General features: G+C 66.8%; 21 protein-coding genes, 1 tRNA gene, 1 other RNA gene and 3 pseudogenes. 13 read left to right on the forward strand and 13 right to left on the reverse strand.

The genetic code is table 11. The features are described 5' to 3' along the window. Positions 1-224: 224 nt before the first annotated feature. From purD to ffs, 3 genes are all read right to left on the reverse strand, one after another. On the reverse strand, positions 225-1475 hold the full coding sequence (gene purD, locus AC068D_RS07865; protein WP_478822091.1) for a phosphoribosylamine--glycine ligase: 1251 nt from the start codon (positions 1473-1475) through the stop codon (positions 225-227). A gap of 61 nt (positions 1476-1536) precedes the next feature. Continuing rightward, the gene (locus AC068D_RS07870) at positions 1537-3753 is read right to left on the reverse strand and encodes a DNA polymerase III subunit gamma and tau (protein WP_478822092.1); all 2217 of its coding nucleotides are present in this window, start codon (positions 3751-3753) and stop codon (positions 1537-1539) included. Between the two features lie 79 nt (positions 3754-3832). Then, an RNA gene (ffs, locus tag AC068D_RS07875) (signal recognition particle sRNA small type) lies at positions 3833-3927 on the reverse strand. Positions 3928-4000: 73 nt separating this feature from the next. Here ffs and AC068D_RS07880 point away from each other — a divergent pair. Both AC068D_RS07880 and AC068D_RS07885 read left to right on the forward strand, forming a co-directional pair. Further along, positions 4001-4088, forward strand: a tRNA-Ser gene (locus AC068D_RS07880). A 136-nt stretch (positions 4089-4224) separates the two neighbouring features. Continuing rightward, positions 4225-5364: a tyrosine-type recombinase/integrase gene (locus AC068D_RS07885; protein ID WP_478822093.1), complete on the forward strand. Its 1140-nt coding sequence runs from the start codon at positions 4225-4227 to the stop codon at positions 5362-5364. Positions 5365-5441: 77 nt separating this feature from the next. Here AC068D_RS07885 and AC068D_RS07890 read toward each other — a convergent pair whose 3' ends face one another. The 7 genes from AC068D_RS07890 to AC068D_RS07920 form a co-directional block, all read right to left on the reverse strand. Continuing rightward, positions 5442-5678, reverse strand: coding sequence for a DUF7848 domain-containing protein (locus tag AC068D_RS07890; RefSeq protein WP_478822094.1), 237 nt, complete (start codon positions 5676-5678; stop codon positions 5442-5444). Continuing rightward, a complete protein-coding gene (locus AC068D_RS07895; protein WP_478822095.1) occupies positions 5678-5875 on the reverse strand; it encodes a hypothetical protein in 198 nt (65 codons plus the stop codon). The genes AC068D_RS07890 and AC068D_RS07895 overlap by 1 nt, the downstream gene beginning before the upstream one ends. Positions 5876-5965: 90 nt before the next feature. Further along, positions 5966-6814, reverse strand: a complete 849-nt coding sequence (locus tag AC068D_RS07900) for a helix-turn-helix domain-containing protein (RefSeq protein WP_478822096.1) — start codon at positions 6812-6814, stop codon at positions 5966-5968. A gap of 12 nt (positions 6815-6826) precedes the next feature. Beyond that, positions 6827-7345 (reverse strand): DUF6879 family protein, encoded by a 519-nt coding sequence (locus tag AC068D_RS07905; RefSeq protein ID WP_409081183.1) that lies wholly within the window; start codon positions 7343-7345, stop codon positions 6827-6829. Further along, complete coding sequence (locus AC068D_RS07910) at positions 7326-7592, reverse strand: hypothetical protein (RefSeq protein ID WP_478822097.1); 267 nt, start codon at positions 7590-7592, stop codon at positions 7326-7328. Before AC068D_RS07910 ends, AC068D_RS07905 begins: the two co-directional genes overlap by 20 nt. 139 nt (positions 7593-7731) lie before the next feature. Next, a complete protein-coding gene (locus AC068D_RS07915) occupies positions 7732-8352 on the reverse strand; it encodes a hypothetical protein (RefSeq protein ID WP_478822098.1) in 621 nt (206 codons plus the stop codon). A gap of 295 nt (positions 8353-8647) precedes the next feature. After that, positions 8648-9097 carry a hypothetical protein gene (locus AC068D_RS07920; RefSeq protein WP_478822099.1) on the reverse strand — a complete coding sequence of 150 codons (450 nt, stop codon included), beginning with the start codon at positions 9095-9097 and terminating at the stop codon, positions 8648-8650. 306 nt (positions 9098-9403) lie between these two features. Between AC068D_RS07920 and AC068D_RS07925 the strand changes: the two genes are divergently transcribed. The 7 genes from AC068D_RS07925 (at position 9404) to AC068D_RS07955 (ending at position 16320) form a co-directional block, all read left to right on the forward strand. Further along, entirely contained in the window at positions 9404-9814 is a 411-nt protein-coding gene (locus tag AC068D_RS07925) for a hypothetical protein (protein ID WP_478822100.1), read from the forward strand. Continuing rightward, positions 9804-10238, forward strand: a complete 435-nt coding sequence (locus AC068D_RS07930; RefSeq protein WP_478822101.1) for a hypothetical protein — start codon at positions 9804-9806, stop codon at positions 10236-10238. The genes AC068D_RS07925 and AC068D_RS07930 overlap by 11 nt, the downstream gene beginning before the upstream one ends. Before the next feature lie 2 nt (positions 10239-10240). Next, positions 10241-10762 carry a hypothetical protein gene (locus AC068D_RS07935; protein WP_478822102.1) on the forward strand — a complete coding sequence of 174 codons (522 nt, stop codon included), beginning with the start codon at positions 10241-10243 and terminating at the stop codon, positions 10760-10762. A gap of 65 nt (positions 10763-10827) precedes the next feature. Next, a complete protein-coding gene (locus AC068D_RS07940; RefSeq protein WP_478822103.1) occupies positions 10828-11034 on the forward strand; it encodes a hypothetical protein in 207 nt (68 codons plus the stop codon). 363 nt (positions 11035-11397) lie between these two features. Next, on the forward strand, positions 11398-11703 hold the full coding sequence (locus AC068D_RS07945; protein WP_478822104.1) for a hypothetical protein: 306 nt from the start codon (positions 11398-11400) through the stop codon (positions 11701-11703). Positions 11704-13758: 2055 nt separating this feature from the next. Beyond that, positions 13759-15756, forward strand: coding sequence for an AAA family ATPase (locus AC068D_RS07950; RefSeq protein ID WP_478822105.1), 1998 nt, complete (start codon positions 13759-13761; stop codon positions 15754-15756). Between the two features lie 267 nt (positions 15757-16023). Then, on the forward strand, positions 16024-16320 hold the full coding sequence (locus AC068D_RS07955; RefSeq protein ID WP_478822106.1) for a hypothetical protein: 297 nt from the start codon (positions 16024-16026) through the stop codon (positions 16318-16320). Between the two features lie 442 nt (positions 16321-16762). Here AC068D_RS07955 and AC068D_RS07960 read toward each other — a convergent pair. After that, positions 16763-17571: pseudogene (locus AC068D_RS07960) on the reverse strand (hypothetical protein); the annotation flags it as partial. A 538-nt stretch (positions 17572-18109) separates the two neighbouring features. Between AC068D_RS07960 and AC068D_RS07965 the strand changes: the two are divergent. Beyond that, complete coding sequence (locus AC068D_RS07965; RefSeq protein WP_478822107.1) at positions 18110-18721, forward strand: hypothetical protein; 612 nt, start codon at positions 18110-18112, stop codon at positions 18719-18721. A gap of 121 nt (positions 18722-18842) precedes the next feature. Here the strand turns inward: AC068D_RS07965 and AC068D_RS07970 are convergent. Continuing rightward, a pseudogene (locus AC068D_RS07970) lies at positions 18843-18953 on the reverse strand (phosphotyrosine protein phosphatase); the annotation flags it as partial. A 64-nt stretch (positions 18954-19017) separates the two neighbouring features. Continuing rightward, a pseudogene (locus AC068D_RS07975) lies at positions 19018-19340 on the reverse strand (ArsR/SmtB family transcription factor). 160 nt (positions 19341-19500) lie between these two features. On the opposite strand from AC068D_RS07975, the gene AC068D_RS07980 reads away from it, so the two are divergent. The 3 genes from AC068D_RS07980 to AC068D_RS07990 all read left to right on the forward strand — a co-directional run bounded on the left by AC068D_RS07980 (position 19501) and on the right by AC068D_RS07990 (position 20956). Next, entirely contained in the window at positions 19501-19986 is a 486-nt protein-coding gene (locus AC068D_RS07980; RefSeq protein WP_478822108.1) for an ArsI/CadI family heavy metal resistance metalloenzyme, read from the forward strand. Positions 19987-20142: 156 nt separating this feature from the next. Next, the gene (locus tag AC068D_RS07985) at positions 20143-20388 is read left to right on the forward strand and encodes a hypothetical protein (RefSeq protein WP_478822109.1); all 246 of its coding nucleotides are present in this window, start codon (positions 20143-20145) and stop codon (positions 20386-20388) included. Positions 20389-20743: 355 nt separating this feature from the next. Then, complete coding sequence (locus tag AC068D_RS07990; protein ID WP_478822110.1) at positions 20744-20956, forward strand: DUF4287 domain-containing protein; 213 nt, start codon at positions 20744-20746, stop codon at positions 20954-20956. The last annotated feature ends 99 nt before the right edge of the window (positions 20957-21055 follow it).

Consider the following 21055-nt stretch of genomic DNA (forward strand, 5'->3'; position numbering starts at 1 on the left):
GTAGCTCACTCCCCCACTGTGGCACCCGCCACCGACATCGCAATGCCGGTGGGCCAAGTGCCGGAACGCTTGCGCCGCACCCTAGTTGGGGCTCCGCCGACCGTCATCCGGATGGGTCAGCCATCACTCGATGGAATGGCGCCGGGCAAAGGCGATGACGGGTCGAGGGCAGACAAATCGGTCCCCGGGACATCCGGCTCGACCGGCCCCGGGCGGTACGACGCTCAGTCCCCGGCGACCTTCCGGGCGATGTCCGTACGGTGCTGCGAGCCGTCGAGCCGAATACGGCCGACTGCCGTGTAGGCGCGCTCGCGGGCCTGCGCCAGGTCCTTGCCGGTCGCGGTCACCGACAGCACACGGCCTCCGGCGCTCACGATCCTGTCGCCGTCCTTCCTGGTCCCCGCGTGCAGGACGTACGCGTGCGGGGCATCCTGCTCCGCGACGGCGTCCAGTCCCTCGATCGGGTCACCGGTGCGCGGCGTGCCCGGGTAGTTGTGCGAGGCGACGACAACGGTGACAGCGGCGTCGTCACGCCAGTTGAGCGGGGGCTCGTCGGCGAGGGTGCCGCGGGCCGCGTGGAGCAGGAGGCCGGCGAGGGGGGTCCTGAGCCGGGCCAGGACCACCTGGGTCTCGGGGTCGCCGAAGCGGGCGTTGAACTCGATCACCCGGACGCCGCGGCTCGTGATCGCCAGACCGGCGTAGAGCAGCCCGGAGAACGGGGTCCCGCGGCGGCGGAGCTCGTCCACGGTGGGCTGGAGCACCGTCTCCAGCACCTCGTCGACCAGCTTGGGGTCGGCCCAGGGAAGCGGGGAGTACGCACCCATGCCGCCCGTGTTCGGGCCCTCGTCGCCGTCCAGCGCGCGCTTGAAGTCCTGTGCGGGCTGGAGCGGGACCACGGTTTCGCCGTCGGTGACGGCGAAGAGGGAGACCTCGGGCCCGTCCAGGTACTCCTCGATGACGACGCGACCGCACGCGAGGGCGTGCTCGCGGGCCGCGGCGAGATCCTCGGTGACCACGACGCCCTTGCCGGCGGCGAGCCCGTCGTCCTTGACGACGTACGGAGCACCGAACGCGTCCAGCGCCTCGTCGATCTCCTCAGGCGTCGTGCAGACGTACGAACGGGCCGTGGGCACGTTCGCCGCGGCCATCACGTCCTTGGCGAAGGCCTTGGAGCCCTCCAGCCGGGCGGCCTCACGGGACGGGCCGAAGCAGGGGATGCCTGCGGCGCGTACCGCATCGGCGACACCGGCGACGAGCGGGGCCTCGGGGCCGACGACGACCAGATCCGCCTCCAGCCCGGTGGCGAGCGCGGCCACGGCGGCGCCGTCGAGGGCGTCCACCGGGTGCAGCTCGGCCACTCCGGCGATCCCGGCGTTGCCGGGCGCGCAGTGCAGAGCGGTGACGTCGGGGTCGAGGGACAGAGAGCGGCACAGGGCGTGTTCGCGGGCGCCGCCGCCGATGACGAGGACCTTCACGGCAGCCAGGGTAGCCCCCGGAGCGGGACCGGCCTTGTGCGGGCCGCCGAAGCGGGCACCGCTACTCGTTTGTGTATTCCTCCACGACCGTGGCGCCGAGCTCCCGCACGATCAGGTCGTGTCCGGAGAGCGCGGAGTCCACAAGATCCGGATCGTCCTCTTCCGGGATGTCGTCCTCCGGCGCGACGGGCCGCGGGGCGTGCGGCGCGGCACCCGGCGCCGGGGCGGCGCGGTGGGGCTCGGGTGCCGACTGCTGGGGGCCGGGAGGGGCAGACGGGGGCGGGTCCGCCGGGGCCGCACGCGAAGGGGCGGCCGGCGGAGCGTACGCGGAGGGCTGGGCGGGGCCCTGGCCCGGTGCGGGCCGTCCGCCGTACCCGCCACCGCCACCGGGGGCGGGCACGGGCTGACCCGCACCGCCCGACGGGTCGATGATCGCCTCGATCTTCCACTGGACGTTGAACTGCTCGGCCAGCGCCTGCCTGAGCACGTCCTCGCTGCCGCTGCTCGTGAAGTTGTCGCGGGCACCCGCGTTGATGAAGCCGAGCTGGAGGGTGGTGCCGTCGAAACCCGCGACCTGGGCGTTCTGGCTGAGCAGGATCCAGGTGAAGCGACGGCGGTTCTTGACGGCCTCCAGGATGCCGGGCCACATGTTCCGCACCTGGGCGGCGCCTTGGGCGGCTCCCGGCGCGACGGCCTGGGGGCCTACGGCGGCCGGGGCGGGAGCTGGGGTGGTGGGTGCCGGGGGCTCGGCCGGGCGTCCCTGGCCGGGGGCGGCGGCGGACGGCCAGGCGCCGGGGCGCTGGGCCGGGGCGGCGGGAGCGGCAGGGCTCGCAGCACCGGGCCATGCGCCGGGGCGCGGCGCGGCGGGCTCCTGTTCCCGGGCGGGCGCAGTCGGTGCCTCGGCCACGGCAGGGGCGGGGGCGTCGTCGGGAACGGCAGGGGCGGGCGCCGCCTCGGGCCGGGCGGCCACCGGCTGCGGCGACGGCTGACGCGTCTCGGGAGCCGGCCCCCGAACCGCCGCACGGGCGGCCGCGGGTCCCTCGGCAGGCCCGGGCGGCATATGGGCGTCCGTGGCCGGCACGTACCCCATGGCGGGCGCCTGACCGGGGGCCGGGAAGGAGACGCCCCGCTCCAGCCGGTCGATCCGTGCCTGCAGCGAACGCTCGTCGTCGAATGCGGCGGGCAGCAGCACCCGGGCGCAGATCAGCTCCAGCTGGAGCCGCGGCGAGGTCGCGCCGCGCATCTCCGTGAGCCCCGTGTTGACCAGGTCTGCCGCCCGGCTGAGCTCGGCGGCACCCAACACCTGGGCCTGCGCCTGCATCCGCTCCACGACATCCACCGGGGCATCGACCAGCCCCTTCTCCGCCGCGTCCGGCACCGCCGCGAGGATCACCAGGTCCCGCAGCCGCTCGAGCAGATCGGCGACGAATCGGCGCGGATCGTTCCCGCCCTCGATCACCCGGTCCACGACCTCGAACGCCGCGGCACCGTCGCCCGCGGCGAACGCGTCCACCACGGAGTCCAGCAGCGACCCGTCGGTGTAGCCGAGCAGGGCCGTCGCCATGGCATAGGTCACACCGTCGTCCGCGGCGCCGGCGAGCAGCTGGTCCATGACGGACATCGAGTCACGCACCGACCCGGCCCCGGCCCGGACCACCAGCGGCAGCACCCCGTCCTCGACCGGGATGCCCTCCCGGCCGCAGACCTCGGCCAGGTACTCCCGGAGCGTGCCGGGCGGCACGAGCCGGAACGGATAGTGATGCGTCCTGGACCGGATGGTGCCGATGACCTTCTCGGGCTCGGTCGTGGCGAAGATGAACTTGAGGTGCTCCGGAGGCTCCTCGACCACCTTCAGCAGGGCGTTGAAGCCCGCCGAAGTGACCATGTGGGCCTCGTCGATGATGTAGATCTTGTACCGGCTGGACGCGGGGCCGAAGAAGGCCTTCTCCCGCAGCTCACGGGCGTCGTCCACACCACCGTGCGACGCGGCGTCGATCTCGATGACGTCGATCGACCCCGGTCCGTTGCGCGCGAGGTCCTGGCAGGACTGGCACTCCCCGCACGGCGTCGGCGTGGGTCCCTGCGCGCAGTTCAGACACCGCGCCAGAATGCGCGCACTGGTCGTCTTGCCGCAGCCTCGGGGCCCGCTGAACAGGTATGCGTGATTGACCCGGTTGTTCCGCAGCGCCTGCTGCAGCGGGTCGGTGACATGCTCCTGCCCGATGACCTCGGCGAAGGACTCGGGGCGGTAGCGGCGGTACAGCGCAAGGGACGACACGCATACGAGGTTATCGGGGCCCACGGACAATCACGGGGCCCGCCCGGAGCCCGAGGTCCCGGACATGCGGCCCGGAACGCAAAACGCCCCTCACGCACCCGCCAGAGCCGACCTACCCTTGCTGCCTTCCGGCCCTGGGGGAGTTCAGTCAGATAGCGCCACGTGAGGGGCTCCGCACAGAGTACCTGATGGTGGCGGTGGGAAACGAGTTCGCGAGCACTCCTCGGCGTCATGTAATGTTTCCGGCGGAGGATTCGCCTAGAGGCCTAGGGCGCACGCTTGGAAAGCGTGTTGGGGGCAACCCCTCACGAGTTCGAATCTCGTATCCTCCGCCATCGGACCCCTGATCTGCGACAACGCGGATCAGGGGTTCTTTGCTTCGCACTGCGGCTCCGTATCCCGGCGGAGCTAGGCGAGACGCTTCGGTAACTCGGACTTGTCTAGCTCCTTGTCACGAGGAGCCACGAACCGATGGCAGCACGCAACCCACTGCGCGCACAGCAGCGCGTCAGGAGCGCCGACACAGCACGAGCGAGCGAGAGCACGCGCACGCTCTCACCGGCGCCTGTGCGCAGCGTCAGGAGCGCTGAGGACGTACGTCTCGCAACGATCGCTGAGCTTGAGCTACACCTCTCGACCACGACGAACAAACACGGCCGTCCGTTCCAGCGGCGCACGGTCAACGCGTACAAGTACGCGGCTACCCAGCTCCACCACTGGCTGACCCGATCTCCGCAGATCAACGCGGCGCCCGCTCATGGAGCAGGGCGGGGTGTGGAAGTCGCATCGTTCACCGACGTGGACACCGCCACGCTGAACCGCTACTTCCGCTGGTACTACCAGACCCACGACGTGCCCAAGAGCCAGGACGGGAAAGGCGGATACACCGGAGGCACAAACACCACGCAACGCAACCTCCGCGCGCTGTTCTCGTACCTGGCCGAGGAGTACGACCACCCGAACCCCTACGACGATCCGCGCTTGCAGCGCTACGCCACTCCTCCGATGGGCAAGCCCAAGACCTTGTCCTCCGACTTCATCACCGACTGCCTCCGCTGCACTGGGAACGGTTCACCCAAGGTCCGAGACTTCGAGACGGTACGGAACCACGCGATCCTGCGTGTGCTGACCGAGGGTCTGAGGTCGGACGAGCTGTTGAACCTCCGCGTCCAAGACCTGGATCTACCCGGCGGCACTCTCGTGGTCGTCCCGATCAAGATGGACAGGAACTCACTGGACGGTCGCGTCATCCCGCTCCAGCCCAAGACGGTCAAGGCACTCACCAGGTATCTCCGCGTGCGAGCACTGCACCGCCGTGCCGATGACGAGTGGCTGTGGCTCGGCACGCGCAACAGGTCGCGTCTCCTATACGCGGGTCTCCACAGGATGACCAAGAAGGTCGCCACGGCGGCGGGCTATGACCCTGCGTCGGTCTCGCCGCACTCCTTCTGTCACACCTGGGCCGACGACCTCAAGGCGGCGGGAGTCTCGGGCGAGCACATCATGGCCGTGCGCGGGTGGAAGTCTCCCGCGATGCTCAGGCGGTACGGCGCGGACATGGCCTCACAGCGCGCGGTCGACGCAGTGCACAACCTGGGCGACAGGTACTGACGCACGGCACCCTCTCAGCACGAGTCGGCGGGTGTGGAACGGACGTCTTCCACACCCGCCCTCGCCTATCCCGCCGCTCACTGCTGGTCGGCGCGCGTCACGCGGGCGTGGTCGGTGACGACGCGGCGGAACAGGTCGTGACCCGTCCGGCCCGTGTGCCGGAGCGCCCAGTCTTGGGCGTCGTTCTGCTCACCCTGCGGGCCGCTGTCCTCGCCGCACTCGTGGGCGGTACAGAAGATCTCGAACGTGTACCCGCCTTCGGGTGCGTGGTTAATCGTGTGATCTACGAAGCGGAAGACGGATCGGACAGCCATCAGTGCCCCTCCGGGTGTCGGCGGAGGTAGACGTTGCAGTCGGACACCGTGGTGTAGTCGCCGACCCCTCGCGCGCGGTCGCGCACGTTGGCCAGCTCCACGCAGCCAGGACACCCTTCTACGGGAGTCGGCTCCAGTTCGGCCGTGCGATCCGGCAGCACCACCGGTGCACTCGGGTAACTCCTCGGCTCACACATGCCCGACCCCTTCACGTCGTCCGCGTGACGACAACGCTAGGAACCGGGGATGATCAACCCCAAGGACCTTCTACGAGATTGCACGAGCGTTCACCCGAGGGCGTCCATAGCCGCCGTGATCAGGGCGCGGGCGTCCGCTCCGTACACCGCCAAGTCGGCCAGCTCTGCGAAGGTTTCGGCGTACATGGTTACCTCGCTCGGCTGCGTGATCGTGAGGTAGCCAGAGACCAACTCGACATTGACCTGTGCCGCGTCGTACAGCCAGAACCCTTCGACGGGCCAGCGGGCGCGATCGGGTCGCATGGGCACAACTCCCATGCTCACGTTGGGGAACGACCCGATGGTGATCAGGTGCGCAAGCTGTCCGATCATGACGTCCGCCCCGCCGATGCCGGACCGCAAGACCGACTCCTCCACCAGGAACGCGAACTGCCGCCCCGCTTCATAGAGGACGCGCTGACGCTCCATGCGCGCCTCTACCGCGTCGGCCACATCGTCCACGAGGCCGCGCCGCTGCTGGATCGCCCGCAGTGCCGCCGTGGTGTACGCGTGCGTCTGGATCATGCCTGGCACGAGCCACGACGAGTACGAGCGGAATCGGTGGGTGCGCTCGTACAGCGGCAGCCTGGCTTCCTGCGCCTGCCGGAGGCCGGCTCGCTCCATGCGCCGCCACTCGACCCACGTCCCCTCGACCGCGCGGAGGGAAGCGATCAGGTCTTCCGTCTGGTCCTCCGCGCCGCACGCCGCGCACCATGCGCGGATGTCGTCGGCGGACGGAGGCGTACGGGCGTTCTCGATGCGGGACGACTTGGAGGCGTGCCAGCCACAGAGACCGGCGAGGTCACGCCCGGTGAGTCCAGCATCCCGGCGGATCTCGCCGAGACGATCGGCGAGAACCTGCCGGGCCTGCTGGACACTCGATGATGCGGAAAGCGCCATGATGGGTGTGGGTCAGACCGGCCTGTACTCCTCGTGCGGGATGGCCCGTTCCCAGGCCGCTTCGTACGCTGCCGCGTACTGCTTGGCCAACGCGGGATCGGTGAGGACTTCCATGCGCGGATCAGTCCACTGACCATCCCCGCTGAAGTGGTGGAGGATCACGGTCTGTTCGTCCATGACCCAGCCGTCCAGCGCGGGCAGCAACAGGTCACGGGCGCGTGAGCGAGGCAGCCAGCGCACGTCCTCACCCGCTGCCACATTGGTGAACGTGCCGTCGTACTCGTACCGGACGTAGTCACTCAGCGGCTCGGAGACGACGCGAAGCCGACGCATGACCACACCCCGCCCCGTCGTCTCGGCGACGACGTCCAGCCATGACCGCCACCACGACTCGCGGTCGTTCGGGTCGTACCGGTGCCCCTCCTGCCAGCGGATGAACTCCGGGTCGTCCAGCATGTAGCCGTCCCGCATCTCAAGGTGCATCGCGGAGCGCTGCGCCTTCGCCAGCTCCTCACGTACTGCTGTTGCCACCGTTGACCTCACTGTCCGGGCGCGGGATGAACTGGAGCATGTTGGCGGGAAGCCTGATCACGGTCTCGTGGTCGGGCACGTCGGTCGAGTGCCCAGGGACCGAGCCGACTTCCTGCGCCTGCTGGATCGTTGCCGCGTCTGCCTTCCACGACTGGATGATCAGGTCCCCCGTCGTGTCGTCCAGCCAGATGGTTGGCGAGCCGTCATCCGGGGTGTTGGGCCAGATCCCCAGGAACTTTAGGGCCATTGCGCGCTCCTCTACCGAGTCGGTTGCACAGGTGTGCACGAGCGTCGCCCGCACGGCTGATGAGCGTCAAGACCGCGAAGCTCGGGGGGCTGGTGTGGAACGTCCCGACGGACGCCCGTTCGCGTCAGAGCCCCGATCGCTAGTCCGTCATCCGCAGCTTGCTGCGGGCGTTGGCCGCCCACTCCCTGATGCCCCTTGCCAACTCTTCTCGCGAAATCTCCGACGCATCCTGCGGGGGACCGACGTTGTGATGGGTGTAGATCGCCTCGACCAGTTCACCAACGTCTTCTACCGCTCGCCCCGCGAGCCTCCTCAGCGCTTCCGCCTGCTCGGCCTCGGCCTCATCAACAGCCAGGTGGAGAGCCGACTCACGGAAGTACAAGTCCGTGAAGCGATCCAGGAGTTGCTGTCGAGGCTCGGCCAGATTGGGAGGCTCCCCGGGAACACCTCCCAGATGATCAATGGCCACCATGCAAAGCGAGGTCAGATGCAAGATGCCCATGTACACGGCCTGGATCTGGCCGAGGTATGTCGCGTAGGCCTCCCGACGCACCTGCCAGAGAGCGGCCTGGTGCTGCCCCGAGATTTGTTCCCGCACACCTGCCAGTGCCGCTTCGACCTGTGCAGTTGCCGTTTCCTGGGCTGCCTTCATCTGAGCGGCTGCCGCCTTGCGTGCTGCGTACCAACCCATTCCAGCGGTGATCACCACACCACCGACACCGATGCCTGCTGCCCAAATGGCTGCTGCGCCTTGATCCATGCTGCGCGATTATGCCTGCGCGACCACCTGCCAGGCGGGACAGTTGTACGTCTCATCTCGCGTCTGCGAGCGAGCGTCACGCGCTCTCTTGCTTCCAAACGGAGCTGAGGCGCGTCTCTCGGCTCCCGACAGAGCGAGCGCGACGAGAGAGACGCGCTCAGCAACCGATCTCGCCTGACGAGCGCTCAGCGCTTCGAGGCTATGCCGGCGAGCACGTCATGCCAGGTCAGCCACCGAGAAGCCCGGTCACTCATCACGAGTGCCGGGCTTCTCTGCTCGGGGCTGGTGTGCGACGTCAGACGGTGACGCGCTCAACCGTGCTGGCGGGGATCTGCTGACGCTTGCCCTCGGCGTCGGTGAACTGGAGGAACTTGATGCTCCAGCCGGTGACGCTCTGGGCGGCGAAGGGGTCTTCCACACCCTTGACGTAGACGCTGGCTGCCTTGCCCTTGTGGTCGCGCCATGTGTCGGACGTGATCTCGAAGGGCTCGGCGGGAGCCGTCTCGGGCTCGGCCTTCTCGGGAGCGGGGGTCTCGTCAGCAGGCGCGCTCTCGACAGGCGCGGGCTTCGCAGCGGCAGCGACCTTGCGCGGGTCCTTCTTGTTCGTCGGCGTCACGGCGACGGGCTTGGGGGTGCTGGCGACGGCAGGCTCAGCAGCGGCGCGGAGAGCCTTGCGGCAGGCAGCGCGTCCGGCCTTCGTGCTCGGGTGCTGGCAGTCGGCGTGAGAGAAGCGGGTCTTGGTCATGGTCTCGAACTCCTTCGGTGCTGCGCTGCGTTGCTGACACGGCAGACACTCCCAAGGTCGAGACGACGATCCGAAGGGCTACAGCTGGACTCCGTGGAGAGTCGTTATCAAGCGATGGCCTCGGCTCGTTCACGCGCTGGCGGGTGTGGCAAATACCCGCGCGCCTATTTCGAATTCCGCCGAAAGGCAGTCCATATACAGCACCTTGACGAATTCGTCAAGAGCGTGCGAATATCGAATTGCCAATACGAGGTATATCACTCGGTCGGCACTCGGATGGAACTTGGAATTCAGGAGGGAGGGAAAGTGTCCACTCAGGCAGTGCAGAAAGTGGAGACCAGGGCAGAGCGGGAAAACCGACTCGACCAAGAGGCAGAGGAGATCTTCCAGCTCAAGTTCCAGGGCCACACGGATGCAGAGATCAGACGGCATCTGGGTATTACCCGCGATGCCCTCGCCCGTCGCCTAGAGCGTGCTCGTAGGAACCTCGGAGAGTCCACGAGCAACGATGTCCGGACGGACCTCGAACGCAGCATGGACGACGTCATGAAGCGGACATACGAACTCCTGGATGAGGCCGAGACGGTGAGCGAGAAGGCACAGCTTCTCCGCGTCATCACCGACACGGCCGCGAAGAAAGCACGCCTGCTAGGTGTGGAAGCACCGAGCAAGCTGGTCCATTCAATGGAACAGGAATGGGGCGACAATGCCCCTTAAGGTTCTGGGCTCGATCGAACGGAAGCGCCGGGCAGATGCGGTGATCTGCACTGTCCACGGGCCGAACTGCAAGAAGTACCCGGATCATCCGCTGGTCCGAGAGGTAACCAAGCTGGATATGGAACTGGCGGAGATGATCCGTGCGGGCCGCGAGAAGCGGGGAGACCCGCCCCGCGAACCCGTCCCATGCAAGACGCGGAAGCTCTCGGACGACGAGTTCCGCAAGCGGCACGAACACGCGGACGCGGTTCGAGACGCCCACCGACGTAAGCAACTGCCGCCCGCCTGGGGGCAAGTCGGGAAGTTCGAACCCGAGTTGGATCGGATGATCCGCGAGGGTCGGGCACGAAAGGCACGGGAGAACCACACCCAAGACATACGCGAGGGCTACGGCGAAGCCGTCCCGGAATTCGAGGAGGAATAGCCATGCCGACAGCCGAACAGCTCATGGCCAAGATGCGCCGTACGTACGGTGCCGACAGCGCCGCTCCCGCTCCGGCGCCCGAGGGTCGCTCGGCGGAGATCCTGCGCGCCATGCGGGGGGCGACGGACTACAGCGCCATCCACGAGTCGAACGCCGAGGGACGCCAGCAGCACGAGCAGGCCGTCCGCCAGCGGGCTCGGGCTCTCGCCAATCAGCGCGTGCCGCACCCGGAGGCGACGGCCCGGCGACAGCTCCGGGAGGAAGCGCGCCAGACCGCCGAGCGTGAGCGACAGCGCCAGACCTACGAGGCCATGAGCCAGTCGTCGGAGCGCGACCGCGAGCGGGCGAAGTGGGAGGCGCAGGCCAACCGGCCGGTGCGCCCCGGCGGGATGCCCGAGCCGGGAACGCCGTACGTCTCGCCGAACGGTCAGATCGGGCGGCGTGACCGCGTCTCGGAACGTCTCATGGCCCAGGCCAACGGGACGGTCTGGGACCTGTACCAGCAGGAGCAGGCAGGCGCGTAGCCGCGCCGGCCGTTTGCACCACACATCTACCAGCCAGCAAACCAACGCCTGAGGAGGCAAAGCTAATGGCTGCCATCGCACTTGAGACCACCGAGCTGGAGACCGTCATCGAGGCGGGTATCCGTGACCGCCGCGTCGCGTTCCAGCTCCTCAACATGCTCCGGGTCGAGAACGGCAAGGCCGCGTACGCCGACCGCTCGAACTGCACCACCCACCAGCCCGCCGTCACCGGCCCCGCCCTCGCGGGTATCCAGGCCGACCTGAACGCCTGACGGCAACACAGAACGGCTGGTGTGGGAGCGGTCCACGGAGTTGGTTTTAGGGCCCTCCTTCGCTCGCGTGGTGTATCCACTCCTCCCACACCAGCCTCTCAACTCCCGGTGCCGTGTCAGCCAGCCGGGACGGCTCGGAAGTGGTGTCCGAGTCATGAGGCTGGGTGTGGCACTTCTCCTCGATGCTGCCGCGCCCAGCCTCTTCGCATGTCCGAATCCGCGGGAGGTGAGCCGTGCCCAGGAAAAAGAACAAGGCCCACAAGCGCCTCACTGCCCAGCGGAAGCCGACTGAGGATGCCGCGCTACGGAAGCTGTATCCGCTGGCTGAGGCTCTCCTAGACGCACTGGAATCGAGAGCGAGACATGGTTACCACCATCAATGATGATCTTGTGGTCGCGGGCGCACTCAGTGCGGCCAACATCATCTTTGGCGCGGTCGTGATCAACCCGAACGTGAACGCCCCGACCGCGTCAGAGGTCAAGCTCAACCAGCCGGACACCAACGAACCCGTCGTCCTCATGACTGCCCACTCGGCCTACCCCTGGACGAGGACACGAGAGGTCGGTTTCCGGTTCTCCACCAACACCGGATTCACCGCCTACATCTACCGGACAAGCGATGTGGACACCACCGTCCACTGGTTGTCCTGGCAACCCGCTCTAATCTAATTTTGGAGCGTGGCTTTTCCGTAATGTAGCTTTGAGTGGCAATCAATCAAGCCCTAGCCAGAAAGGCAAAGGCTCGGTTAGATGAGTGCCGGTTGCCTCGGCAGCCAGTGGATGGTTGTGCTCCGGGGGTGATGTCCCGGAGCCAGAGAAACCCCCGGTAGTGAGGAAACCGCCGGGGGTTTTCTCTTTGGCATTCCCTGATGAAAGCGGTGGTAGGGCGATGGGCGCCGTTGACATTGACCTGGAGATAGCGCGGTGGATCCTTGACTATCTCCGCGCGAATGGCAGCGCTCTCGAATCGGATTTGGTTCGGGAGTTCTTCCCTGACGACCCGGATACAGCCAGCGCATATCTCGACTTCCTGAAGAACGGGCGGACCGTCTACCGCTCACATCGGCTGGGAAAGGGCTACTTCTGGTTTCCAGTGAGTGACCGCAATCCCATCCCGGGACATGGTAAGTGATGAGTGCCCACAAGGAATGCGGCCATCCCAAGACCCGAGCGGCGAGGGAGAAGTGCCGTAGGGATCGCGGGCTCTTGAGCCCAAGTCAGGTTCAGCGGGAAGAGGAGCGGCAGGCCGCTCGGGAGGCCAAGGCGAAGGCTCGACCTGAGCCCATCCCTCTAAGGGGAAAGAACAAGCCTGACCACCCTTGGAAAGGCAGAAGTCTCACCGTCTCCAATCTGTCCAGGGTGATCTATAGGCGGATGAGGGACGACCGCGATAAGCGGTACGTGTTCGACATGGAGTGGGTACGGTCCTATTACCCTCGCCTTGTTGACACTCAGCCGGACCTTGTCCGTGACGCTCTCCAACACCTCGTGGATAAGGGCAGGATCAGCGCTCTCCCGAAGTGAGTTCCTTTGGGGCGTGGTTTAGCCGCTGATGCGCTCTCGATGTTGGCCGCACGCCACAACCATTGAGCCCCGAGGGCTGGGCTAGCCTCTCGGGGCTTTCTGGTGGGCTCATCGCTCCTCTGTGCAGGTTTGGTTACGTCGTTCGAGGACTGTTCACCGGCACTCGTTGACCTGGGCCAACCGGATGGGCCACGGTCTGTTCCACACCCACCGAGTGGAGGAGCAGCCATGAGCCCGCGCATTGCCGACAGGTCCGATAACCCGTTTCTCGACCTCATGGACTGGCGAGAGCGCAGAAGCGCTGAGCGCGCGATAGGACGCCTCTCTGTCGTCATCAATCGAGTTCGTCACACTCTGCCTGTGAGGCGCCTAGAGCGTCGATTCTGAGCGCCTAACGCATACACGCGCTCTCTCGCTGCTCGCACGTCGCGCATTCATCACGAAAAGCCCCGCACTGAACTTCGGTGCGGGGTTTCTCTATGCGCGGGATCGGATTGTAACGAATTGCCGACAGCTCTTATCCATGTCTCCACGTCCCATTTTGGTGCGCGGATTTCCGCACGAGACTATTGATCTACCGGAACACCGTACAAAGAGAAGGGGAAGTGAATGTCCGAGGAGAAGAAAGTCCGTCGCTTGATCAGTCATGCCGACTGCAAGCACGGCGGCAGTAAGGCCGCTCGGCGGGAATGCCGCGTTGCCGCCCGTCACGCCAACTGCGACCACGGCGACACCGGCCAAGAGCGCGCTTGGTGCACGCGCCGGAAGAACACGGCCGCTGAGGCCAAGTGATCGCCCATCAGGAACCGAGGGAAGAAAAGGAACGATGAGCCATGACGACGCTTACGCGGCTCAAGGTATACCGCCGCCATCACTGCGGCGCTCAGCACCGGTCGTACATGGCTTTCGCCAAGTGCGCTTGGCCGAGCGCTCTCTACGTCTGGTGTCGGCGCGAGGAAGGCACGAACACTCCGTACGCGCTGGTGATCCGCTGCGTGAAGCGGCACGAGAGCTGGGCTCCGCCACGTATCCGGCTGTGGGCGACGCAGGAAGCGGCAGAGCTACAGGCGACCGCGCATTGCGGGGGCGGCTGCTACGGCGCTCACGAAGTCATTCGGCTGGAGATGCAGCCATGAGAAAAGCCCCCGTATGGCGACAGGGGCTTTCTCGGGAATTTGAACTGCCAGGAAAGGCGACGAAATGAAGCGTACAGACCCGTTTGCGGGATTGCAATTCCTGGCTATTGACGGGAAGCGCAATTCTCAGGACAAGCTCCGATTCCAGCCCAGGGGGATATCCGCTCTCGCAGAGTTGAAGCCAGACTCGGAGCGGCCGGAGCTTCTGTTCGCCCCGTTCCCGATGACGGACGGCCACGCCATGCCGTCCATTGCCCGTGCTGGCGACGGGGGTTACCTCGTCTGGTGCGACGTAGACCACCCGTTCATAGGCGACCAGTTCGACGTGGCCACCGACCTGGGCGCGTCGCTGGTCTCCTCGGGCACGCCGGGTCATCACCAGGTGTGGATCAAGCTGGACCGTGCCACACCCGCCCATCACGTCGAGGCGTTGAACCGCGCCCTGTGCGAGAAGCTGGACGGCGACCGCTCCAAGGTCGTCCGCTCGTCCATCATGCGCGTGCCGGGGTCGGTCAACACCAAGGGCGGCAAGCGTCGTCCCGCTCGCTTCCAGTTGCGCAGCGATCGTGTCTGGAGCGCTCCTGAGCTTGCCTCAGCGCTCGGTACGGCGCTGCCCGACACAGACACGCACACGCGCTCTGTCACCGTCGCAGAGACGCCTACGGCGATCCGTAGGAGCGATGCGCGGCACGGGCGCGTTCGCCATCTCGTCCGCACAGCCAACCAGCGCTTCACGGAGGGCACTTACCGCGACCGGCACAGCCTCATGTACTGGCTCGGCCTCTCGTGCATCGAGGCGGGTGTGGAAGATCCGGGAGAGCTTCTGTGGGTCCTGGAGCAGTGCGAAGCCGCCGTGTCCAAGGCTTCGGACGAGGGCAAGTCCGTCTCTCTTCACGTGGGTCTGATCCTCAAGAAGGCGGGCAGCGGACAACCCGCGCCAGAGGTCGAGAGCGAGGGTCAGCAAGAGCGCGCCGGCGTGAGTGACGAACTGGCCGTGACCAGCGCGGATGACGTCGGCGCGGCAGTGCGGACGCGGAAGAAGGCGAAGGCTCCGCAACACCGCAAGAGCCGGTTCCTCACGCGCCAGGAGCTCCGAGAGCGGCCCGAGCCGAAATGGCTCGTGGAACGGCTCATGCCTGAATACGGGATCGGTCAGCTCTTTGGCCCCACGTACGGCGGCAAGACGTACGCGGCTATCGACCTGGTCATGCGGATCACCACGGGCATGACGCACTGGATCGGCCACACGATCACCATGCAGGGGCCGGTGTTCTACGTCCTCATGGAGGGCGGGTTCGACTTCGGCAAGCGGCTGGACGCCTGGGAACTCAAGTACGGGCGCACGTCGGATGAGCTGTACGTGATGGTGGAGGAGGAACTGAACCTCGCCGACACCGAGAGCCTGGATCAGTTGGCCGAGGACATCACCGCCATCTCTTCCACACCCCGCCTGCTGGTCATCGACACGCAGAGCCTCGCTATCTCCGGGGTCGAGGAGAACGACAACACGGGGATGAACGAGGTCATGCAGAAGCTCAAGCGGCTGTCCAAAGCGCTCGGGTGCTTCGTGCTCCTCGTGCACCACACGGGTCACGCGAACGAGGATCGGGGCCGTGGTGCGTCGGCACAGCCTGCCGCGCTGGACGTGATCATCCGCGTGAACGGCTCGGAGAAGAACGGGCGGAAGATCGCCGCGCCGAAGGTCAAGGCGGGGCGCGAGATCAGGGACCGTGACTTCCGCTTGGAGGAGCAGAAGAACGGGTGGCCCGTGTTCGTAGAACTGTCCGTGGGCGAGATGTTGGAGCAGGCGATTACCGATGAGGATCGGATCATCCGCTACCTCAAGCACAACGGGCCGTTGGGCGCGTCTGAGGTTGCCGAGGCTCTGGAGATGGCCGACAGCACGTGCCGTAGGAAGTGCAGCGACATGACCAATCCGGAGAGGTGCGGGACCGGTAAGCCGCCTCTGGTCGTCGTGGGAGCGACAAAGAGCCGGAAGAATCTCTACGACGTTGCGGGTCACCTGCGGAGCGCGGACAGGCCGGACCCTGCCGACCTCTGACGAGTGAGAGAGCCACGTGTGTACGTGATGCGTCGCTCCGACTACTGCTCAGCTCACTGCTCAGCATGATCGGTTTCAGTCACTGCTCAGCTACTGCTCAGCACTGCTCAGCGACGCATCGCCGCAGCTCAAGGACTGCTCAGCACTGCTCGATCAAGATCGGCGTCAATCACTGCTCAGCGCGCTTCTCTAGAAGCGCAGCAGATGAGCAGTGCGAGCAATGCAAGACACATGGAACAGACGAGATGAAGGGCTGGTGTGGGACAGATGACGATGATCAGAGCTGAGCGGGGAGCATGGTTCGCTCGGGTTCAGGGTGAGGGTGTCGGGGACGACGGAGAAGACGACGGCTGGGCCGGTGAGGTCGGGGTCGTGCACACGCCGGTGATCGCGTGGGATGACGAGGGGTTCGCGCTCGTGGTGAGCGAGGGTGAAGGACGGTTGGCGAGGGCTGTTGATCTGGACGGGTACATGACCGTGTGCAGCGGTGAGGAGAAGGCGGAACTGGAGATGACCGACGAGGAGATCAGGGAGCGTGCACAGCAGATGCGGAGACGACGGTGAGCGGCTAGGGGTGTGCGTGCCTTGAGCCCTTGTGGCCTAGGGCGCAACGCTTGGAGGAGCGGGCGAGCGAAGCGAGACCGAGCCGTACCTCTGCCGAGCACGAGCCGACATGATGCACGGGCTGGTGTGGTAGATCCATCTGTCCGCGTCAGACCCGCGTATGCAGCCAGGGATGGCCAGGCGTGCCTCTCGTACTGAGGCCCCCGGCTCGCATGTACGCGAGTAGGTTCGTGGCTCCTACGCGAGACGCTTCGTGTGCCAGCTCTCTGCCGCCATTCGCTTGACCCTCCACGTTTGTGCAGGTCAAGCTAGGTCTAGTCGCAGTACGAGGCGGGCAGATACGCGAGACGCTTGGAAAGCGTGTTGGGGGCAACCCCTCACGAGTTCGAATCTCGTATCCTCCGCCAGTGCCTCACCGGGCACGATGTCGAAGGGCCCCACCTCACGGTGGGGCCCTTCGACGTTGTCCTCGGCTCCCGTTGTCCTGACCTCCGTCCACAGCGGGTGTTCCCGGGGCTCCGCAGACCGCGTCGGCGATCTTCCGGGCGACGTCCTTCAGCATGGCGTCGGACACATGGAGGTACCGCGCCCGTATGCGTGCGGAGGTGCCCGGTTCCCATCCCATGATCGGGTCGATGGCCCGGGCCGGGACCCCGAGCAGCATGAGCACGGTGGCGGCCGTGTGCCGAGCGTCGTAAGACCGGCCGTGTGCCGAGCATCGTGAAGCCGGCCGTCCGAACCTGCGCGTCTTCCAGTAGCCGCTCCCGGTCGTGGCGACCCGTGTTCGGGCCGAGCGGGCCACCGATGCCTCTTGGTGAACACGCAGTCCGACTCGATCCACAGGTCACCGGAGATCTTGCGCTCATGCGCCTGTGCTCGGCACGGGACCGGAGCATGGCGACCAGCGGGCCCGGCAGGGGCACCGCGCGCAGGCCCGCCCTGGACTTGGTGTTCTTGGTCTCGCGCCGGCACGAGGGCGAGTGCCGGCATCCAGCGGGCGCTGAACCGGCGCTTGTCGACCTCGATCGACGGGCGCTGCACCTCTTCCAGCGAGCAGGGCTCAACCTCGTCGTAGGCGTTCTCGCCGATGGCCGGCCTGGCGATGTTCTCGACCCAGTGCCACGGCCACTTCCCAACTGTCCACGGCTTACCTGGCTGTTGCGCCGAACCCTCGTCGCGCTGCTTCTCCGGCTTCCGGACTTCGTTCACCGGTTCCTTGCGCGTCGGGCGCTTCGGGCGCCGACGGCAGGGCGCCACCGTACGGTCAGACGGACAGAGTTGGATGGCGAGCGGGCCGAGTTCCGTAGGGCCGAACCGACGACGATCTTTTGATCGTGCGGGCCGAACTCGCCGCCGGCGCCGAGCCGGCGCGAGCGGGCGCGGCTCTGACCGTCCGGCCGGGCGATGGGCGTCGCCGACGTGCTCACCGTTCCTGCCCTGGACAGGGCACCGCCATCGTGTCCGCTGCGTCGGGCCCTTTACGGGCTCCTGGCAGAAGGCGTCCAGGGTGGCGAAATGATGTCGGCCTTGATTGCTTGCTCGCCTATCAGGAACACCGTCCTACGGCAAGTCCCGAGTTCTCCTGCCACGCGATGTCGGGCCATGACGCGATCCGGCACTGGGGCTTGACTGGAACCCGGGTTCACGCAGAGCAGTTGGACGCCCGCTTCGGCCGGAAATGGGCCTGGCGGCGCGACATGGCAAGACATGCGACCCCCGCAAGAGGTCCGTGAATCGACAGGGTCGTCCGACACACACCGTTTTCCATTTCTCACAAGGAGTGATTCTCATGGCTCGCCACTCGCTGACGCAGCGCATTCTGATACTTGCCGGCTCGACTTCCCTGGCTGCAGGAGCTGTGCTGCTTCCCACCAGCGCCTTCGCCACCCAGGCGCCGCCGTCCGCCGCAATCGGGACAATGATGGTGGCCGAGCAGAGCGATCACCGTCAGGCCGATGCCACGAACTGGGTGAAGACCACCGACTCCCACAGTGGCATCACCTTCAAACTTCCCGGACAGGCCACTGTTGAGAAGTTCGCCGAAGACGCCACTACCTACGCCGGTCGCACGTATTCGGTGACCACCGCTGACGAGATCACCAGCGTCACCGTCAATGACGCGCCCAGCTCGTCGGAGGATCTCGACCGGCAGCTTCAGTTCTCCCTTAACGCTGACAAGAAGGGCTTCAAGGCCACTGAAATTCAGAGGACCACGGTTGATGGCCACCCCGCCCTCGACGCTCGTATCACAGACCCCGACGACGCCGGCTGGGTTGGTTTCATTCGCATCATCGTCAGTGACACCCATGTCGTTAAGGTCATCACCCAAGCTTCCGTGGCAGACGAGCAGGCAGCGAGCCAGACGCATCAGAAGACCCGCGACAGCGTCCGCATCCCCTGACCTTGAGCCGGGCCATCCTCCGCCAGTCCTCACCGCGCACGATGTCGAAGGGCCCCACCTCACGGTGGGGCCCTTCGACATCGTGCGCGAGCGGCATGCCCGCGATGCGCACCGAGGGGCGTCAGGCGCGTGCGTCGATGCCGAGTTCGGTCAGCAGGCCCCGGGTGCGCTGTTCGATCTCGTCACGGATCGGACGGACGGCGTCGCCGCCTTGGCCGGCGGGGTCGTCGAGCCCACCAGGGCTGCCGTCCCCACCAGCTCGGCCAGAGCACGACGCTTCAGGGAAGCGGTCCCGGTCACCCGGCCGCTCCGACCGATACGGAGTCGGCCGGCGTCTGCAGGAGGGACGACAGCCGGGCGAGTGCGACGGGAAGCACCCAGTAGTAGACCCAGGTGCCGCGCCGCTCGGAACCCACCAGGCCCGCTTCCCGCAGCACCTTCAGATGGTGGGAGATCGTCGGCTGGGACACGTCGAACGGGCCGATGAGGTCACAGACACACGCCTCGTCTCCCTCGTGGGAAGCGATCAGGGACAGCAGGCGCAGACGCACCGGGCCCGACAGGGCCTTGAACATCCGGGCCAGACCGCGGCGGCTTCGTCCAGCGGCTCACGGACCATCGGCGAGCAGCACACCGCCCGACCGTCCTGGTCGATCAACGGCAGCCCTGAATTCGACATACGTCTATGTTGACGGCCATCTAATCGAGTGGCAACCTCGCTCTTGGGGGCTGCATCGACAACTATCGAAGCAGCGTGATCGAGAAGTAGGGAGACCACCATGTCCCGCGTTCAGCTCGCCCTCCGCGTCAGTGATCTCGAAGGCTCCGTCGCCTTCTACTCCAAGCTCTTCGGGGTCGAGCCCGCCAAGCGCCGCCCGGGGTACGCGAACTTCGCCGTCGCCGAGCCCCCGCTCAAGCTCGTCCTGATCGAAGGCGAGGCCGGCGAGGACACGCGCCTGGACCACCTCGGCGTGGAGGTGGAGTCCACCGAGCAGGTCGTCGCAGCCACCGCCCGACTCAAGGAAGCCGGACTCGCGGCCTTCGAGGAGAACGACACCTCCTGCTGCTACGCCCTCCAGGACAAGGTCTGGGTCACCGGCCCGGGCAAGGAACCCTGGGAGGTCTACGTCGTCAAGGCCGACGCCGACACACTCGGCAAGAGCAGCAATGACAGCCCGCAGACCTGCTGCACCGGCGAGCAGCAGACCGCCGGCCCGACCTTGACCCGGGCAGAGGCCACGGCCGGATGCAGTTGCGGGCACTGATACCGCACCCTCAGCCGCGGCCGGTGGAGGGGCATGGCAGCCCGGTCCGCCCTGCCCTTCTCCGCGTCGGCGAAGAGCAGGGGCGGATTGGTCAGGCACGATCGACACGGCAGGCCACGGTGTGCCAACCGGGTTCGTCGGGAGGGTGGTTCACCCTTGGAGGGATGGACCGTTGCTCGTCACTCACGATCGGGCGAACTGCGGGAGGCGGTCCGGACCAGCGAGATCGCGGAAGTCCACGCCGACCTGGCGGCGTTCCCGATCGATGCCGTGCTCACCGCCGCAAACATCACCCTGCACCTCGGCGACAACGGTGCCGCGGACAGGGCCCGCTGCGTGATCGCCGGGTTCCTCGCACCTCTGGTCCCACCTTGCGGAACACCGAGCGCATCGGGGCAGTGACCGGTCGGCCCCTCCGGCGGTGGGCCGCCCCGGAGCCGGCACATGAGCCGACAGCGCCGGCAGTCCTGGACACCACGGGGAGAGCACGCCGGTGCCGACCGCCGCGTCGGGACCTTCCGGTGCCGTCGGGTTCCGTCGCAGCCGTGCATGCACTCGGGAATGTGATCCACGCCACCCGGTCGTACCGATCACTCTGCCGCTCCACGCCCGTCCTACAAGCAACGGCACCGAGGCGATCGACAGCCCGCCACCGTCGCACCCCCGCGGACGGACGAGTCGGTCAAAAGCCGTTGGGGCAACGGGAGAACAGCACATCCGCGACCCCTCCGCCACGATGAACGGGAGACAGCCGAGAATGACGGAAACCGTGAAGGGCCCTGCCGCCTACTTCCCTTCGATCGAGAAGAAGTACGGACGTCCGATACCGGAGTGGAAGGACCTCATCCGCTCCTCCCCGCTGAGCAGGCACATGGAGCTCGTCTCCTGGCTCAAGGCCGAGCACGGTCTGGGGCACGGCCACGCCAACGCCCTTGTCGCACACACCCTCGCCGAGGACAGCGGCAGGTGAGCGTCGCCCGTCGCCGCGCACGGCGGGAAGGGCGGGCGTGACACGGCGTACGTCTGGAACGGCCCGACGCCCTGCGGCACGTGCCCCTGGAGTCCCTGG

The organism is Streptomyces sp. NPDC043861 (assembly GCF_056435905.1).

Coding starts and splice junctions, on each gene's coding strand:
- AC068D_RS07900 (WP_478822096.1), bottom strand. CDS start 6,814: ATGGCGCTTTCCGCATCATCGAGTGTCCAGCAGGCCCGGCAGGTTCTC.
- AC068D_RS07895 (WP_478822095.1), bottom strand. CDS start 5,875: ATGTGTGAGCCGAGGAGTTACCCGAGTGCACCGGTGGTGCTGCCGGAT.
- AC068D_RS07935 (WP_478822102.1), top strand. CDS start 10,241: ATGCCGACAGCCGAACAGCTCATGGCCAAGATGCGCCGTACGTACGGT.
- AC068D_RS07930 (WP_478822101.1), top strand. CDS start 9,804: ATGCCCCTTAAGGTTCTGGGCTCGATCGAACGGAAGCGCCGGGCAGAT.
- AC068D_RS07990 (WP_478822110.1), top strand. CDS start 20,744: ATGACGGAAACCGTGAAGGGCCCTGCCGCCTACTTCCCTTCGATCGAG.
- AC068D_RS07945 (WP_478822104.1), top strand. CDS start 11,398: ATGGTTACCACCATCAATGATGATCTTGTGGTCGCGGGCGCACTCAGT.
- AC068D_RS07950 (WP_478822105.1), top strand. CDS start 13,759: ATGAAGCGTACAGACCCGTTTGCGGGATTGCAATTCCTGGCTATTGAC.
- AC068D_RS07980 (WP_478822108.1), top strand. CDS start 19,501: ATGTCCCGCGTTCAGCTCGCCCTCCGCGTCAGTGATCTCGAAGGCTCC.
- AC068D_RS07965 (WP_478822107.1), top strand. CDS start 18,110: ATGGCTCGCCACTCGCTGACGCAGCGCATTCTGATACTTGCCGGCTCG.
- AC068D_RS07885 (WP_478822093.1), top strand. CDS start 4,225: ATGGCAGCACGCAACCCACTGCGCGCACAGCAGCGCGTCAGGAGCGCC.
- AC068D_RS07955 (WP_478822106.1), top strand. CDS start 16,024: ATGACGATGATCAGAGCTGAGCGGGGAGCATGGTTCGCTCGGGTTCAG.
- AC068D_RS07940 (WP_478822103.1), top strand. CDS start 10,828: ATGGCTGCCATCGCACTTGAGACCACCGAGCTGGAGACCGTCATCGAG.
- AC068D_RS07915 (WP_478822098.1), bottom strand. CDS start 8,352: ATGGATCAAGGCGCAGCAGCCATTTGGGCAGCAGGCATCGGTGTCGGT.
- AC068D_RS07920 (WP_478822099.1), bottom strand. CDS start 9,097: ATGACCAAGACCCGCTTCTCTCACGCCGACTGCCAGCACCCGAGCACG.
- AC068D_RS07890 (WP_478822094.1), bottom strand. CDS start 5,678: ATGGCTGTCCGATCCGTCTTCCGCTTCGTAGATCACACGATTAACCAC.
- AC068D_RS07910 (WP_478822097.1), bottom strand. CDS start 7,592: ATGGCCCTAAAGTTCCTGGGGATCTGGCCCAACACCCCGGATGACGGC.